Origin of the sequence: Candidatus Pelagibacter communis, assembly GCF_001179985.1 — a bacterium.
Taxonomy (GTDB): domain Bacteria; phylum Pseudomonadota; class Alphaproteobacteria; order Pelagibacterales; family Pelagibacteraceae; genus Pelagibacter; species Pelagibacter ubique_J.
The window spans coordinates 298,342-314,609 of sequence record NZ_CVSI01000058.1 but is presented as its reverse complement, the minus strand read 5'-3'; the positions used below and the strand labels follow the sequence as shown (position 1 = coordinate 314,609).

Genomic DNA, 16,268 nt, shown 5'->3' with positions numbered 1-16,268 from the left:
CGAAATATAGGGATTGTTTTAAAATGTTTAAAAAATTCATATTATTATTTATTATCCAACTTTTTATTATAAACCCTTCGATCTCTATGGAGAAAGAAACTACTTTTAACAAAACGTTGTTTGATAAAGCTCAATCAGAAGGAAAAGTTGTAATAGTAAGTTCTTGGATAGAATATTGCTCTTCATGTGCTAGTCAAATGAAAGTTTTAAATAAAGCCAAAAATGATGGAAAACTATTTGATATTAAATTTGATAATATTGAATATTTTTCATTTGATGTAACGAATAAAGATATAGCTAATTTATTAAATGTTAAATTTCAAACTACACTTTTAATATTTAAGAATAATAACGAAATTTATAGAAGTCTTGGGGAAACAACTGAAGATTTAATTTATGAAGCTTTAAAAAAATCAATTTAAGCTTTAACCATTTTTCTAAAATCTTTAAAACTTATATTTTTCTTATCTTTTTCTGAAATTATTAATTTTTTAATTGGCCATTTTATATTAAGATCTTTATCGTTCCATAACAACCCTATCTCAGATTTTGCATCTCTATATTTTGAGCATTTATAATGCATAATTACATTGTCTGTTAACGTATAGAAACCATGTGCAAAGCCAGCAGGTATTAATAAAGATTTGTTATTTTTATCAGACAGAACAATTGAAAATTGTTTTCCAAAAGTCTTAGATTTTTTTCTACAGTCAACACAAACATCAAATATTTTTCCACTAAGAACGGTAATCAATTTAGCTTGCGAATTTTTTTTTTGTAAATGCAAACCTCTTAAAACATTTTTTTTAGAATACGACATGACATCAAAAGGAAAAGATGTTTTAAAGTGTTTTTGAAGATAGAGTTCTCTGAAATATCCTCTTTTATCATAATAAGAATTTTTATTATAAATTAAAAGACCATTAAATTCAGTTTTAATTATTTTCATTTCCAATGAATCTTTTGAATGTTGAGCAAATATAATTCAATTCTTTTTTATTCATGCCCTGGTGACAACCTAATAAAATTCCATTTTTCATTACATCATCTGCGATTTTATCACATTTTGAGTGTTTCATATAAATTCTATTTTTCATTACTGGTTGTTTTAAAATGTTTCCTGTAAATATTGTTCTAGTTTGAATTCGGTTTCTCTCAAAAAAAATTTGCATTTTCTTTCTTGTGAATTTTTTATTTTTCTTAATTACTAAAGGAAAAGCCAGCCAAGGTGTTTTAACACCATTATATTGTTCAGGCAATTTAAAATATTTTTTATAATTACTAAAGAATTTTTTTAAATATTCAAAATTTCTATTTCTTATAGAAATATTATTCTTTAATTTTTTTATTTGTTCAAGTGCAAATGCTGCAGATATTTCCGAAGGCAAGAAATTATAACCCAAATCTGAAAAGATATATTTCGCATCATAATCAATTCCAGAAACTTTTACATTAAATCTCTTATTTGCATTTTCAGACTCATTAAAAACTGCTGATGATCTTCCCCATCCTCTTAACAGTTTTGCCTTTTCATATAATTTGTAATCATTAAAACAAACAATTCCACCTGTACCAGCACCATTAATTATATGTGATGCATAAAAACTATTTGTTGTTACATCCGAGTATTTACCTAGGTTTTTATTATTAACTTTGTAACCAATAGTATCTGCAGAGTCTTCTATTATTTTTAATTTGTATTTATTTGCAATTTTATAAATATTTTTCCAATCAGCAATATTACCAAGTAAATTTGGAATCATTAAAGCAACTGTCTTTTTGTTAATACATTTTTCAATTTGAGAACAATCTGACACAAATTTATTTTCTACTGCTCCTACAAAATGAGGGATCAATCCAAGTTGATAAATTGGAGCCACTGTCGTAGAAAAGGTTAAGTTTGGTGTAATTATTTCAGAACCTTTTTTAAAATTAAAAGATGATAAGGCTAACAAGTTTGCAGAAGATCCAGAGTTAACCATTAAACCATATTTTTTGCCATAAAGATTTGAAACTTTTTTTTCTAACTCTTTTACTTTTTTCCCATCAATTAGTGTCAAGCTATCGTTTTTTAAAACATTTAATACTGCATTTATTTCTTTTTTATCGTAGACAGCTTTACCGTAATATATTTTTTTCATTCTTTGTATTAAGCCTTAATTAAAAAAAAAACAATAGTATTCTAATTCGTTATAATTTTTACTATGTCTTCAATATTACTATTAATGGGTTTCCAATTTTTAAGAACTGTGAATTTGTAAGTTTTTTCCTTTAAAATTTTATTAGATAGCCATTTAACTTTAATTTTTTTACGATTTTTATTAATATTGTTAATTAAGTCTATAACCTTAAAAATTTTATTATTTTCTAATATATAAGTGCCTGACTTATAATTCCTTTCCAATATAAGATCAATTGCGTTTTCTACATCTGTGACATTTAGTAAATTCATATATAAATTTCTTGAAACTATTTTTGTTACACGGTTTTTTTTATAATTTAATCTAAGAATATTAATTAATTTGTTTCTTTTATCTTTTAATCCAAATGTATCTGACAACGTTAAATTCAAAAAATTTATCTTACCCAATTCTTTTTTGTAATAATTAATTAAATTTCTAAAACAGGCTTTATATGCAGAATATAAATTATAATAGTTTCCTTTTTTCCCATCATAATTTTCCCATACGGTTGAAAAATTAATAAATTTTTTTACACCCATCATTTTAAGATTTTCAAGTATTATATTCCCAAATAAAATATTAGAATCACATAATTTTTTTATGTCCTTAAAACTATGTTTTTTCACATAATGGGTTGCACAATGAATTACAGTATTAATCTTTAATTTACTTATCTTTTTATTTAAGTCATTTAAATTTATATAAACAATTTTAATTATATTTTTATTCTTTAAGACTTTTTGATTTTTTTTTCTTAAGATTACGTAAATCTTATATTTTTTAGATAGACTTTTAAGCAATGCAGATCCAACAAATCCTGTAGACCCTGTTAATAATATTTTTTTCACTTTTTCTATTTGATCAAGTCTTTTAAATAGTTTGAGTATTCACACTTTCCATAAAACTTAATTTGTTCATTAATTTCTTTTTTTTTAATCCAACTGTTAGAAAGTGCTATTTCCTCAATACATGCAATCTTAAATCCCTGCCTCTTTTCGATTGCGGAAACGAATGCACTGGTTTTATAAAAATCATCAATAGAACCCGTATCTAACCATGCTCCCCCTCTACCAAGTAAGTTTGCTTTTAAACTACCTTTTTTTTTATATTTATTAATAAGATCTACAATTTCTAATTCACCTCTCTTAGATGGCTTTAGTGCCTTAGAATATTTACTAACAAGATTATCAAAAAAATATAATCCTGTTATTGCTAAATCAGATACAAATTTTTTTGGTTTCTCTTTAATCATTGTTACTTTAAAATTTTTACTAATTTTAGCCACACCATATTGATCAGGCTTTTTTACTTTATGTAATATAATTTTCGCACCTTTTTTTAATTTTTTGTAATTTAAAAGTTGTTTTGTTAAATTTTGTCCATAAAAAAAATTATCACCCAAAATTAATGCAACATTGTCTTTACCAATGAACTTTTCACCTAATATAAATGCATCTGGTAAACCTCTCGGTTTACTTTGCTCTTCATACTTAATTTTTATACCAAGATTTTTACCATCTGGTAATATTTTTTTATATTGTTTAAGTTCCCCTTTATTTACAATAATTAAAATATCTTTAATTTTAGCTAGCATCAAAATTGACAAGGGATAAAATATTAAGGGTTTATCAAATATAGGTAACAATTGCTTATTAATAGCTTTTGTTATCGGGCTCATTCTAGTGCCTTTTCCCCCAGCTAAAATAATTCCTTTTTTAATCAATTATATTCCTAATCTTTTAACGATATCTTTTTTCTTTAAATTTTTAAAATATTTCTGATTGTTATAATACCATAAAAAAGTTTTATTCAGACCTTCAATGATACTAGTTTTTGGTATCCATTTAAGTTTTGTTTTGATTTTTTTACTATTTAAAGCATATCTTAAATCATGACCAGGTCTATCTTTAACTAATTTTATTTTAACTCTTTTGCCGACTTTAATATGTTTTTTTGCTGTTCTTAATAAATAATTTGTAATTTGAATATTATTTAAATTTTTATTTGAGCCAATGTTATAAAACTCTCCTATATTTCCATTTAAAAAAACTTTTAAAAGACCCTCACAATGATCTGCAACATAAATCCATTCTCTAGAATTTTTTCCTCTACCATAAATAGGCAGTTCCCGATTGTTCAATATATTATAAATTAATTTTGGTATTAATTTTTCTGGATGCTGATTTGGTCCATAATTATTTGAACAATTAGTTACTATTGCTGGAATTTTAAAAGTTCTAACATAAGAAGAAACTAAATGATCAGATGAAGCTTTGCTTGCCGCATAAGGTGAGCTAGGTTTATATTGATAGTTTTCATCAGACCTTCCTTTTAAAACATCACCGTAAACTTCATCAGTAGATATGTGAATTAGTCTTGTTTTTGAAAACATTTTATAAAACTTTCTAAAAGACTCTAATAAATTAAAAGTTCCTACAATATTGCTCTCTATAAAATCAAAGGGAGAGTCTATAGATCGATCTACATGAGTTTCAGCTGCAAGATTAAATATTCCACAAGGTTTGAATTTTTTTAAAATATTAAATAATTTTTTATTTTTAATATCTAGTTTTACAAACTTGTAATTCTTATTACTAACAAATTCCTTTGTATTGTATTTGTTTGATGAGTATGTAACTTTGTCAATATTAAGAACGTAATAATTTTTTTTAAGTAGTAATTTAATTAGATTACTTCCAATAAAACCCAATCCTCCTGTAACAATTACTTTTTTCATAATTTTGTTTTTTACATTAGATGAAACTGTTAGTATATATTTTATAATAAATTATTAATCAATTATGTATGTCAATATCTAGGCAGAATTTAACTTTAGTAATTGTTACCTTTAAAAGTCAACATATTATAGATCAGTGTATCCAAACAATAGATAGTAACATTAAAATTATAGTAGTCGAAAATTCTAAAGACAAAAATTTTAAAAATTATTTAGAAAAAAAATATAATAATGTTTCATGCGTATTATCTAATGATAATATTGGTATGGGTGCAGGAAATAACATTGGAATAAAGTACGCAAAATCAGATTTTGTTCTAATACTCAATCCTGATGTATTATTATTTAAAGATACAATCGATAATCTAATCAACGAAGCAAAACAATTAAGAAATTTTGCAATAATCTCATCGATTTCTGATAATAAGGAATTTCCGAATTTTTCAATTAAAAAAAAAAGACATATTGATTACAAAAAAAATTTTGAGGTAGACAGCGTAGATGGTTATTGCATGCTAATTAATAAAAAAAGAATTAAATCTATGTTTAAAGACGACATTTTTTTTGATGAAAAAATCTTTATGTATTTAGAAAATGACGATTTATGTAAAAGGGTAAAAGAAAATAATGAAAAAATCTTTATAGTACCTACTAGCAAAATCAAACATCTAGGAGCCAGAGGAGTTTCAAACATTTTCCATCGCGAAGTAGAACTATCTAGAAATTGGCATTGGTCTTGGTCTAAATTTTATTTTTCAAAAAAACATAAAGGATATTTATATGCTCTAGTTGAAGGACTGCCTAAGTTAGTATCTTCAACAATAAAATTCTTTTTTTACTATATTATTTTTAAAAAATTTAAATCTAAAGTTTACTATAATAGGACATTAGGTTTATTTAATTCAATGCTAAATAGATCATCTTGGTATAGACCAAAAATAGATTAAAGATATTAAAATGAATAATAATTTTCTTTCTGAGCTTACAGTAGTTATTCTTACTTATAAAACTAATCGAGATATTTTGATTAATTGCCTTAACTCTATAGACGAGAGGGTAAATGTTTTGATTGTAGAAAATTCTAATAAATTTGAAAATAAAAATGAATTTTTAGATAAATTTAAAAATTTATCTATTAAGTGTACCGGGAGCAATTTAGGATTTGGAGGAGGTCATAATTTTGGTTTTAAAATTATTAATACAAAATTTGCTTTAGCTTTAAGTCCTGACACAATATGTGATAAAAAATTTTTTGAAAAATTAAAAATTTACTTAGAAAGCGATTTAGATTTTACTATTTTAGGTGTTAATTTTTATGAAGAAGATATCAATAAAACGGGACACTCATCTTATGGTTATTTTAAAAAAAATAATATTGAAAAAAAATTTAATGAAACTTTAATCGAGGTTGATTGGATAATAGGATGTGCAATAATTATTAATCTAAAAAAATTTGTAGACAAAGTTGTTTTTGATGAAAATTTATTTATTTATTTTGAGGATTTTGATCTTTGTAAAAGGTTAAGTAAAATTGGAAAAAAAATATTAGCTAGTAAGATTCTTTTTATTAAACATATTGGTAATAGTAGTTCTATTGCTGTAATGCCCGAACATAAAACTGCAGCAATTAAATTTAGAAGCTGGCATTGGAGATGGTCGGAATTTTATTTTTATAAAAAAAATTATGGTTCTTTACATGCTCATAAAAAATGTTCATATAAATTAATCAAATTTTTTATATTTATGATATTCTTTAAAATAAGATCGAATAATGAGCTGTATAATCTAAATAAATATAGTTTTTTGGGGTTATATAATGCAATTCTTGGAAAGAAATCTTTTTATAGAATTGATCATTAATGCCCAGGAAAGTTAATTAAATTTTCTACTTTATATCCTAAATTAATTAATTTATCCGATCCCTTTAAGTCAAAAAGATTTATAACAAAAATAAACCCAGCAACTGATCCTCTTGAAAAATTAATTAATTTAGCGGCTGCCTCAGCTGTACCTCCTGTAGCTATTAGATCGTCAATAATTAAAACAGCCTCTCCTTGATTGATGGAGTCTTTATGTACTTCAATTGTGGCTTTTCCATATTCTAGTTCAAAATCAACAGAGTGAGTTTCGGCTGGTAACTTATTTTTTTTTCTTAACATAATAAAAGGTTTTTTTAGAATATAAGATACAGCTGATGCGAATACAAAGCCTCTAGATTCAATCGCAGCAATCTTTGCAAATTCAAATTTTTTTGATCGTTCAACGATTTGATCAATCGTTTCTTCAAATGCTTTCTCTTCTTTAATTAAAGTTGTAATGTCTCTAAATAAAATACCTTTTTTTGGATAATCAGGTATCGACCTTATAAATTTTTTTAAATCCATTAAAATTTGCGTTATATTATTAAATAAACTATCTTTTACATATGGCAAACAATAAATTGGCAATTATAGGTGGGAGCGGCTTGTATGATGTTGAGGAATTTAAAAATAGAGCATTGTTAGACGTTAAAACTCCATGGGGAGATCCGTCAGATCAAATATTAAAAACTAATTATAACCAAAAAGAAGTTTATTTTTTACCAAGACATGGCAAAGGTCACTTTATAAGTCCATCTAAAATTAATTTCAGAGCTAACATTGACGCCCTTAAACAATTAGGAGTTACAGATATAATTTCTGTATCGGCAGTTGGATCGTTAAAGGAGGAGCTACCTCCAGGAAAATTTGTAATTGTAGATCAATTTATCGATAGAACTTTTGCAAGAAACAAAACATTTTTTGATGATGAAATAGTAGCACATGTGTCTATGGCTCATCCAACTTCAAATGGATTAATGAATGCGTGTGAAGAAGCCATAAAAAAAGAAAAAATTGATTATCAAAGAAATGGAACATATGTGGTTATGGAGGGACCTCAATTTTCAACGTTAGCTGAGTCTAATTTATATAGGTCTTGGAATGCAGATGTTATTGGAATGACTAATATGCCAGAAGCAAAATTAGCAAGAGAAGCTGAAATAAGGTATGCCTCAGTATCAATGGTAACAGACTATGATTGTTGGCACCCTGATCATGAAAATGTTGACGTTCAACAAGTAATAAAAGTTCTTTTGGGTAATGCTGCCAAAGCAAAGAATATGATTAAAAATATAATTGATAATTTTGAAAAGCACATTGATCCTAAAGATCCAACAAATAATTGTCTAGATGTTGCTATTATAACAGCACCTGAAAAAAGAACACAAAAAACAAAAGATAAACTAAAAACAGTTGCGGGTAGAGTATTAAATAAATGAAAATTAATGGAAAAGAATACCGTACAATATGGTTTGAAAAAAATATTGTTAAAATAATTGATCAAACAAAACTTCCACATCAATTTGTTATCAAAGATCTAAAAACAGTTAAAGATGTAATAAATGCAATTAAAACAATGGAAGTAAGAGGCGCTCCTTTAATAGGAGCTACCGCAGCATATGGACTAGTTTTAGCTATTTTAGAAAATAATGATCAATCTTTTTTGAAAAAATCTGCTGAGGATTTAATAAAATCAAGACCAACTGCAATTAATTTAAAATGGGCAGTGGACAGAATGATTAATAAACTTTCAGGCGTTAATAGTGAAAAAATTTTAGATATTGCATTAAATGAAGCAAAAAAAATTTGTGAAGAGGATATTAAATTTTGTGAAAATATCGGACTGAATGGTCTAAAAATAATTGAGGAAATTTATAATAAAAAAAAAGATACAGTAAATATTTTAACTCATTGTAACGCAGGATGGCTCGCAACAATTAATTGGGGAACTGCAACTTCACCAATTTATCATGCGCACAAGAAAGGTATTCCGGTACATGTTTGGGCAGATGAAACGAGACCTAGAAATCAAGGAGCAAACCTGACTTCATATGAGTTAAATGAGGAAGGAATTAAAAATACAATAATTGCAGATAACACCGGTGGTATTTTAATGCAAAGAGGAGAAGTTGATATGTGTATTGTTGGAACAGATAGAACTCTTGCAAATGGTGATGTTTGTAATAAAATTGGGACTTATCTTAAAGCATTAGCCGCTCATGATAATAAAATTCCTTTTTACGTAGCTCTTCCAAGTTCAACAATTGATTGGAATATAAAAGATCACAAAGAAATACCTATTGAGGAGAGAAATTCTGAGGAACTATCTACCATAGAAGGTTTTGATAGTGATGGAAATTTAAAAAAAATACAAATATATCCAAAAAAAAGCAAAGCAATGAATTTAGCGTTCGATGTAACTCCAGCAAAATATGTGACTGGATTAATTACTGAAAAAGGTATTTGTCAAGCATCCACAGAGGGATTAAAAAAACTATTTAAATGAAAAATTCAGAAAAAAGAAAAGAAATAATTGAATATTCTATTAAACTTAATACTACAAACTTATCTCCTTTAAGATCTGGAAATATCTCTGTAAGAAGTATCGAAAATAGTGTTGAAGGGTTTTTAATAACTCCTTCAGGAAAAAAATATGATACCCTCAAAGAGGAGGATATAGTCTTTGTATCCAGTGATGGAAATCACGATACAAACTTAAAACCATCATCTGAATGGAGATTTCATAAAGATATTTATCTAAAAAAACCAGATGCAAAGGCAATAGTTCATGCTCATTCTCCACACGCAACAGCTGTATCAGCCCATAGTAAAGATATCCCTGCTTTTCATTATATGATAGCTTTAGCTGGTGGCGACAGTATTAAATGTGCCAAGTACGCAACTTTTGGTACACAAGAACTGTCTAACAATATTATTGATGCATTAAAAAATAGAAAAGCTTGTCTAATGTCAAATCATGGACAAGTTGCATTTGGAGAAAATTTAGAAAGTGCATTTGAATTAGCCGAGGAACTAGAAAATATTTGTCATCAATACGTAAATACAATAAAGTTAGGAAATCCTAAGATTCTTTCATCAAGTGAGATGGATGTAATATTAGAAAAAGTAAAAAATTATAAAAAAGGATAATTTTTATGACGAAAGTAGGGGAGCACGTCACTTTTGATATTATAGGAACTCAAAAAGAGTATGATCCAAAATTCTACGAAAAATTAGTTTATAAAATTGCTAAAAAAGCAAAAGTCACAGTCCTAGAAATTTCAAAATACAAATTTAAACCTCAAGGTTTTACCTTAGTAGCATTATTAGCAGAATCTCATATTAGTTTCCATACATTTCCTGAAAAAGGAATTATAAGTTTTGATTTTTTTACTTGTGGCAAGGTATCCCCATCTGTTGCATTAGAGATTTTAAAGAAAGAGATTAAACATACAAGGATTGTTAAGAAAGAGTTTAATAGAGATACAGTTGATTATTATGATGATATTTATAGTTCACCAGGCCTTAAGAAATATTATATGGTTAAAAATATTCTTGAGGACTTCACATCAAAAGTAGGACAACACATTCAAATTTTAGATCTAGAGCAATTTGGTAAAGCTTTATTTATAGATAATGAGTTGCAGGTAGCAGAGAAAGATGAACACCTTTATAGCTCCACTTTTGTAAATTCTGGATTGAAACTTAATCTAGAAAAAAATAATTCAGCTATAATTGGGGGTGGTGATGGAGGAGTAGCTAGAGAATGTATTAATCAAGGTTTCAATTATATAGATTGGTATGAGCTTGATCCTCAAGTGGTTGATGTATGTGAAAAACATTTAAGTAAAGTTGGACAAAAAGCTACAAAAAAGAATTCTGTTAAGTGTGTATGGGGTGATGCCTTTGAAAGTATAAAAAAAGTTGAAAATAATAAATATGATAAAATTTTCGTAGATCTAAATGACGACCAATATTGTATCGATCTTGCTGCTAAAAACATTAAGTCTTTAAAAAGAATTCTAAAACCAAATGGCACTATTACTGCCCAAGTTGGTAGCCAAGACAAAAAACCAAAACAAGTTGAAAAATGGTTAAATTTATTTAGAAAAAGTTTTGGTAATTCTTCTCTAGATAGAATTTATATACCAAGTTTCGATTGTTCTTGGAATTTTGCATCATCATTAAATAAATAATCTCTTTTTTAATCAAAAAATTTGTGAAATAATTGTGTTTATATATTTGGAGGAAATATGAATGTAATTAAAAAATTTAGCTTAGGAGTATTGATAACTTTATTTTTATCAGTAACTGCTAATGCTGATAAAATAAGAATTGGTACTGAGGGGGCTTACCCGCCTTGGAATTCTAAAGATGCTTCAGGTAAATTAATTGGATTTGAAGTAGAATTAGCCTGGACACTTTGTAGATACATAGGTCAACAGTGTGAAATTGTCGAGCAAGATTGGGATGGCATGATACCTGCATTAATAATGAGAAAATTTGATGCAATAATGGCTGGAATGTCTATTACCGATGAAAGAAAAAAAGCTATAAATTTTTCACAAGGTTACGCAGATGAAGTAGCTTCATTAGCAGTAATGAAAGGTTCAAATCTTGAGGGGATGCAAACTTCTGAGGGAATTAATCTTACTAAAAAATCTGGTGCTGTTAAAAAAGATTTAAAAACTATAACACGAGCTTTAGCTGGTAAAACTGTATGCGTGCAAACAGCAACTATTCACCAAAACTTTTTAGAGTCTGGTGATGTTGGTAAAGTAAACGTAAGAACTTACAAAACTCAAGATGAGGTAAATTTAGATTTGGCATCTGGAAGGTGTGACGTCGCTCTTGCAGCCGCTGTAGCTTTCACTGATTATGCAGAAAAATCAAAAAAACCAGTAGTGCTTGTTGGACCTACTTTCTCAGGAGGTGCTTTTGGAAATGGTGTTGGTGTTGGTATAAGAAAAGACGACACCGAACTATTAAAAGCTTTTAACAATGCAATTAATAAAGCTAGAAAGAACGGAGACATAAGCCGGATTGCAACTAAATGGTTTGGCTTCGACGCTTCGATGTAAATATTTAATGATTGGCGACTATATAATATAGTCGCCTCTCAATATGGATCTTTTAGCATTAGGAAATAATGGTTGGGGAGATGAACTATTTTTCGCAACATTAATGACAATTGCTGTTTCAATAACAGCCATGATTATAGGTTTTTGTTTTGCTTTAATTTTTACTCCACTCAAATTATCAAAAAATAAATTTCTCAATTTTTTAGGAAATTCTTACACAACAATAATTAGGGGTGTACCTGAATTATTAGTCATTTATTTATTATTCTTTGGGGGGAGTGGTGCAGTTATGTATGTTGCTTCAATTTTTGGATATAACAAATACATTGAGATCAATGCATTCATCACGGGTTCTTTTGCAATAGGAATTATTTCAGGAGCATACTCTACAGAGGTTTTTAGGGGCGCTATCCAATCAATTGACAAAGGTCAATTCGAGGCCTCAAAAGTTTTAGGTTTAAAAAAACCTATTTACTTTTTAAAGGTAATAATGCCCCAAATGTTAAGACTTGCTGTTCCTAATTTAAGCAATGTTTGGCAAATTACTTTAAAGGATACTTCATTAATATCTGTTACAGGTTTGGTTGAAATTATGAGACAATCTTATATTGCAGCTGGATCCACAAGAGATCCATTATTCTTTTACTCTTTTGCAGCTGTTTTATATTTATTATTAACTTTTCTAAGTATGAAATTGATAAATAGATTAGAAAATAAATATAGGAGAGGCTACTAATGGATTTAGATTTGATGGTAAGTAGTTTCCCAAAGCTTTTAAATGCAACTTTAGTAACTTTGAAATTATTATCTTTTTCACTTATATTTGGACTTATACTTGGACTTTTTTTTGCAATCCTAAGATTAAATAAAAATATATTTTTAAATAAATTTTCTTATTTTTATTCATATGTATTTAGGGGCACCCCTCTATTAGTTCAAATATTTATTATATACTTTGGATTAGGACAGATAGAATTTTTAAGATCATCTTTTATATGGATTATTTTAAAAGAACCTTACTGGTGTGCAATAATTGCTTTTTCTCTTAATACAGGTGCTTATACTTCCGAAATTTTAAGATCAGCATTTGAAACAATAAACAAGGGTTTTATAGAAGCTGGTGATAGTCTTGGTATTTCTAAAAAAATTATATTTTATAAAATTCAAATACCTATTGCCATAAGACAATCATTACCTGCTTATGGAAACGAGATTATATTAATGCTTAAAGGAACTTCACTAGCAAGCACTGTAACTCTAATGGATTTAACTGGGGTTGCAAAATATATAATTTCTACAACTTTTAAACCAATAGAAGTCTTTATAGTGGCTGGTGGAATTTATTTATTTATGACCTTTATTATTCATAATTTTATCAGATATCTTGAGAAGAAGTATAGTTATTAATAACTAGTGTATTCCTTAATTTCTTTAATCTTTGAACCAGTTTGATTATTTATTTCAAGTTTAATTGAAGCTCTTTTGTCGTTTAAAAAGTGAATATCCCTAGACAATTTTATAAATTTTTCACCAAAATTAGAATTCTTTTCACATAATCTCTTATCATCTTCAATTACCCATAGTTTAGAATTTATATCTTTCAAAGTGTCAAACAAATCACTCAACTTTTCATTAAGTTTTACATTATTTACCATTTGTTCTTTTAATAAATTATACTCGTCTACAATATATTTGAGTTTTTCTTTATCTTTAATTTTATCTTTTTTTATTTCTAAGATAGAAATTTTATCAAAAAGTTCCCCAACAGAAACTTCAACTAGAATTTTATTCATAAAAATTTTTTAATATGATAACTTGTTGAAAATATGTCTAATATATTAATCATAAAACATGGGTCTTTAGGAGATATAGCGCAAGCGAGCGGTGCAATTCAAGATATTTGTATTAATCATTCAACTGATGATATTTTTCTTTTAACCACCAATCCTTACCTAGATCTCTTTAAGAAAAACAACTCTTTAAAAGAAATTATTTTAGATAAAAGACTTTCAAGATTTAATTTGATTTATCTTTATAGTCTAATGAAAAAAATAAAGAAACATAAATTTATTAAAGTTTATGACTTACAAAATTCGTCCAGAACTTCTTTTTATAAAAAGATATTATTTCCCAAAGCAAATTTAAATATTTGGTGTTCCTCAGAGACAACTTTACCAAATGACAAAACTAAGGAGGAATTTGACAAAAGCCCTGTTCTTGAAAGGTTTAATCATCAGCTAAAATCTTCAGGTATAGAAACAAAACATACAATGTACCCTGATTTCTCATGGAGTTGTGTAGATATTAATAAAATTATGAATGAATATAAATTATCTAAGTATATATTATTATTTCCATTCTGTTCACCTCATTTAACGTTAAAGAAGTGGCCGTACTTTAATAATTTAATAAATTTGATTAAAGGAAAATATAAAGATCAATTTAAAATTATTACTGCCCCTGGTCCTAAAGAGATAAATGAAGCAGATCAATATGATGCAATTAAAATTTTAGATAATGGTAAAGCAGTGAGTATTTCTCAATTATCTTCATTAATAAAAAAAAGTAGTTTTGTAATTGCGAATGATACTGGTCCAGCACATATGACAGCTCATCTTAATGCAAAAGGTTTAACATTGTTTGGATCACATACAACTGCAAAAAAAGTAAGTATAGAAAGAGAAAAATTTAAAGCAATTCAAGTTAGCGATTTAAATAAATTAAGTGCTGAAAAAGTTTTTGAAAGAATAAACTTATAATATTTCTAAATATTTTTTTATAATTTCAGACCAATAAAATTTTTTTGATATTTCTTCTGCTTTTTTCCCGAAAACTTTAAATTTATTGTTCTGTAAAATATTAGAGATTGATTGGTAAATGTCATCTAAGCTATTACCATCACAAATATATCCCGTCTGTTCGTGATCAATTGCATCTGAAGCACCACCATCTTTTCCACCTATTGATGGAACCCCAAATTGCGCCGCCTCTATATAAACTATTCCAAACCCTTCAACAGATTTTTTATAAGTTATAGAAGGCATAACAAACACATCAGAGCATTTTAGATAAGAATTTTTTTCATCTTTAGTTAAATTTTTCGGAAATATAACATGATTTTGCAATTTAAGTTCTGAAATTAATTTTTTAAGATTATCAATATTTTCCCCTTGTCCGATACAAATATAAATAATATTTGGATAAATTTCTTTTAAATTTCTTAGAGCCATAATAATTTTTTCATGGTTTTTTCTCTTATCAAATCTAGCAACTGTAATTAACTTAGGAGTTCTACCCTCTAATTTCTTTTGTATATTTTTGTAAATTTTTTCATCTATTTTATCTACCGGAAAAACTCCTGGGTTGATTACTTTAATTTTATTTTCATCAACACCAACACTTATAGCAAGATTTTTAGTAAAATTAGAATTTGCAACCACCGTATGACAATTATTTAAAATTTTAATTAACCTTTTATTAATAAAAGAATTTTTTTTATGATTTATTTCCTTAGAGTGAATTAAGCATATTTTTTTAACTTGAGTATTTATATTTTCAAGGCTTTTCCAATGATCTGAAATTATAGATTTAACTTTTTTATTATTCTCTAAATATGTATTTACTAAATTAGCTTTTCTATATTTTTTGAATATTTTTGGTCCACTTACCCTTTCAATTGAAAACGATAATTCCTTATCAAAATTATCTTGATTTGGATGTTGATCAGCAAAAACTTTAATCATTACATTTTCAGATAATGATTTGGCTAAACCATACATTAGATTTTGCATACCACCTACTTCTGGAGGAAAAGTTCTAGTAACAATTAAATGCATTATTTTTTAAACCATTTTATACTGCAGCCAAGGCTTGGCTTTTGTATATCTGGCCCCTTTTGTGTTTCAGATATTAGTTTCATGGCTTCGAATAATTCACTTGATCCGTTTCTGATAGGTTTTAAATCCTTAAGTTCTCTTATTCTTCCTCGATAATTAAGTTTAAGATCTTTATTGTATCCAAAAAAATCTGGAGTACATACAGCATCGTATTTTTTTGCTATTTCTTGTGTTTCATCAATTAAGTAAGGAAAACTAAATTTATGTTTTGAAGAAAATTTAATCATATTTTCATAGGAATCATCTGGATAGTTAATTGTATCATTTGACATGATTGCCACTGAATTAATGCCAAAGTTTTTAAGTTTTTCACAATCTTCAACTAAGTCTTTTATGATTGCTTTTACATATGGACAATGGTTGCAAATAAACATTATCAGTGTTCCATTTTCACCCTTGATATCATTAAGTGATAAGACAGTGTTTTCAACAGATTTTAATTTGAAATCAATTGCTTTAAGATTAAAATCGCATATTGGAGTTTTTGTTAATGCCATGTTAAAATAATTTAT

The 16,268-nt window shown here is 27.0% G+C and carries 20 protein-coding genes; 11 read left to right on the top strand and 9 right to left on the bottom strand.

Going from position 1 to position 16,268, the window contains the following annotated elements; translation table 11 throughout:
• Positions 1 to 86: 86 nt before the first annotated feature.
• Positions 87 to 422, top strand: coding sequence for a TlpA family protein disulfide reductase (locus AMN80_RS04015; RefSeq protein WP_256997985.1), 336 nt, complete (start codon positions 87 to 89; stop codon positions 420 to 422).
• Here the strand turns inward: AMN80_RS04015 and rfbC are convergent.
• The 5 genes from rfbC to rfbB are packed head-to-tail and all read right to left on the bottom strand — an operon-like array spanning position 419 to position 4,920.
• Entirely contained in the window at positions 419 to 949 is a 531-nt protein-coding gene (rfbC, locus tag AMN80_RS04010) for a dTDP-4-dehydrorhamnose 3,5-epimerase (RefSeq protein WP_075520687.1), read from the bottom strand. The genes AMN80_RS04015 and rfbC overlap by 4 nt on opposite strands.
• Positions 936 to 2,141 (bottom strand): DegT/DnrJ/EryC1/StrS family aminotransferase, encoded by a 1,206-nt coding sequence (locus tag AMN80_RS04005; RefSeq protein WP_075520686.1) that lies wholly within the window; start codon positions 2,139 to 2,141, stop codon positions 936 to 938. The genes rfbC and AMN80_RS04005 overlap by 14 nt, the downstream gene beginning before the upstream one ends.
• A gap of 41 nt (positions 2,142 to 2,182) precedes the next feature.
• Complete coding sequence (locus AMN80_RS04000) at positions 2,183 to 3,031, bottom strand: NAD-dependent epimerase/dehydratase family protein (RefSeq protein ID WP_075520685.1); 849 nt, start codon at positions 3,029 to 3,031, stop codon at positions 2,183 to 2,185.
• A gap of 5 nt (positions 3,032 to 3,036) precedes the next feature.
• A complete protein-coding gene (locus AMN80_RS03995; RefSeq protein ID WP_102133619.1) occupies positions 3,037 to 3,906 on the bottom strand; it encodes a sugar nucleotidyltransferase in 870 nt (289 codons plus the stop codon).
• Positions 3,907 to 4,920 (bottom strand): dTDP-glucose 4,6-dehydratase, encoded by a 1,014-nt coding sequence (rfbB, locus tag AMN80_RS03990; protein WP_075520684.1) that lies wholly within the window; start codon positions 4,918 to 4,920, stop codon positions 3,907 to 3,909.
• 68 nt (positions 4,921 to 4,988) lie between these two features.
• Here rfbB and AMN80_RS03985 point away from each other — a divergent pair, with 68 nt between their 5' ends.
• The gene (locus AMN80_RS03985) at positions 4,989 to 5,867 is read left to right on the top strand and encodes a glycosyltransferase (protein ID WP_075520683.1); all 879 of its coding nucleotides are present in this window, start codon (positions 4,989 to 4,991) and stop codon (positions 5,865 to 5,867) included.
• 10 nt (positions 5,868 to 5,877) lie between these two features.
• Positions 5,878 to 6,780: a glycosyltransferase gene (locus AMN80_RS03980; RefSeq protein WP_075520682.1), complete on the top strand. Its 903-nt coding sequence runs from the start codon at positions 5,878 to 5,880 to the stop codon at positions 6,778 to 6,780.
• Here the strand turns inward: AMN80_RS03980 and AMN80_RS03975 are convergent.
• The gene (locus AMN80_RS03975) at positions 6,777 to 7,304 is read right to left on the bottom strand and encodes an adenine phosphoribosyltransferase (protein WP_075520681.1); all 528 of its coding nucleotides are present in this window, start codon (positions 7,302 to 7,304) and stop codon (positions 6,777 to 6,779) included. The genes AMN80_RS03980 and AMN80_RS03975 overlap by 4 nt on opposite strands.
• A 41-nt stretch (positions 7,305 to 7,345) precedes the next feature.
• On the opposite strand from AMN80_RS03975, the gene AMN80_RS03970 reads away from it, so the two are divergent.
• The 7 genes from AMN80_RS03970 to AMN80_RS03940 are packed head-to-tail and all read left to right on the top strand — an operon-like array spanning position 7,346 to position 13,267.
• The gene (locus AMN80_RS03970; protein WP_075520680.1) at positions 7,346 to 8,218 is read left to right on the top strand and encodes an S-methyl-5'-thioadenosine phosphorylase; all 873 of its coding nucleotides are present in this window, start codon (positions 7,346 to 7,348) and stop codon (positions 8,216 to 8,218) included.
• On the top strand, positions 8,215 to 9,285 hold the full coding sequence (mtnA, locus tag AMN80_RS03965) for an S-methyl-5-thioribose-1-phosphate isomerase (protein ID WP_075520679.1): 1,071 nt from the start codon (positions 8,215 to 8,217) through the stop codon (positions 9,283 to 9,285). The genes AMN80_RS03970 and mtnA overlap by 4 nt, the downstream gene beginning before the upstream one ends.
• On the top strand, positions 9,282 to 9,929 hold the full coding sequence (locus tag AMN80_RS03960; RefSeq protein WP_075520678.1) for a class II aldolase/adducin family protein: 648 nt from the start codon (positions 9,282 to 9,284) through the stop codon (positions 9,927 to 9,929). The genes mtnA and AMN80_RS03960 overlap by 4 nt, the downstream gene beginning before the upstream one ends.
• A 5-nt stretch (positions 9,930 to 9,934) precedes the next feature.
• Positions 9,935 to 10,975, top strand: a complete 1,041-nt coding sequence (gene speD / locus AMN80_RS03955) for an adenosylmethionine decarboxylase (RefSeq protein ID WP_075520677.1) — start codon at positions 9,935 to 9,937, stop codon at positions 10,973 to 10,975.
• A 57-nt stretch (positions 10,976 to 11,032) separates the two neighbouring features.
• Entirely contained in the window at positions 11,033 to 11,860 is an 828-nt protein-coding gene (locus tag AMN80_RS03950; protein ID WP_075520676.1) for a transporter substrate-binding domain-containing protein, read from the top strand.
• A gap of 43 nt (positions 11,861 to 11,903) precedes the next feature.
• The gene (locus AMN80_RS03945; RefSeq protein WP_075520675.1) at positions 11,904 to 12,596 is read left to right on the top strand and encodes an ABC transporter permease; all 693 of its coding nucleotides are present in this window, start codon (positions 11,904 to 11,906) and stop codon (positions 12,594 to 12,596) included.
• The gene (locus AMN80_RS03940; protein WP_075520674.1) at positions 12,596 to 13,267 is read left to right on the top strand and encodes an ABC transporter permease; all 672 of its coding nucleotides are present in this window, start codon (positions 12,596 to 12,598) and stop codon (positions 13,265 to 13,267) included. Before AMN80_RS03945 ends, AMN80_RS03940 begins: the two co-directional genes overlap by 1 nt.
• Here the strand turns inward: AMN80_RS03940 and AMN80_RS03935 are convergent.
• Positions 13,264 to 13,653, bottom strand: coding sequence for a DUF6165 family protein (locus AMN80_RS03935; protein ID WP_075520673.1), 390 nt, complete (start codon positions 13,651 to 13,653; stop codon positions 13,264 to 13,266). The two genes, AMN80_RS03940 and AMN80_RS03935, sit on opposite strands and share 4 nt — an antisense overlap.
• A 33-nt stretch (positions 13,654 to 13,686) precedes the next feature.
• Between AMN80_RS03935 and AMN80_RS03930 the strand changes: the two genes are divergently transcribed.
• A complete protein-coding gene (locus AMN80_RS03930) occupies positions 13,687 to 14,619 on the top strand; it encodes a glycosyltransferase family 9 protein (RefSeq protein ID WP_075520672.1) in 933 nt (310 codons plus the stop codon).
• Here AMN80_RS03930 and AMN80_RS03925 read toward each other — a convergent pair.
• Both AMN80_RS03925 and AMN80_RS03920 read right to left on the bottom strand, forming a co-directional pair.
• On the bottom strand, positions 14,614 to 15,696 hold the full coding sequence (locus tag AMN80_RS03925; RefSeq protein ID WP_075520671.1) for a glycosyltransferase family 4 protein: 1,083 nt from the start codon (positions 15,694 to 15,696) through the stop codon (positions 14,614 to 14,616). The two genes, AMN80_RS03930 and AMN80_RS03925, sit on opposite strands and share 6 nt — an antisense overlap.
• Positions 15,696 to 16,253: a thioredoxin family protein gene (locus AMN80_RS03920; protein ID WP_075520670.1), complete on the bottom strand. Its 558-nt coding sequence runs from the start codon at positions 16,251 to 16,253 to the stop codon at positions 15,696 to 15,698. The genes AMN80_RS03925 and AMN80_RS03920 overlap by 1 nt, the downstream gene beginning before the upstream one ends.
• Between the last annotated feature and the right edge of the window lie 15 nt (positions 16,254 to 16,268).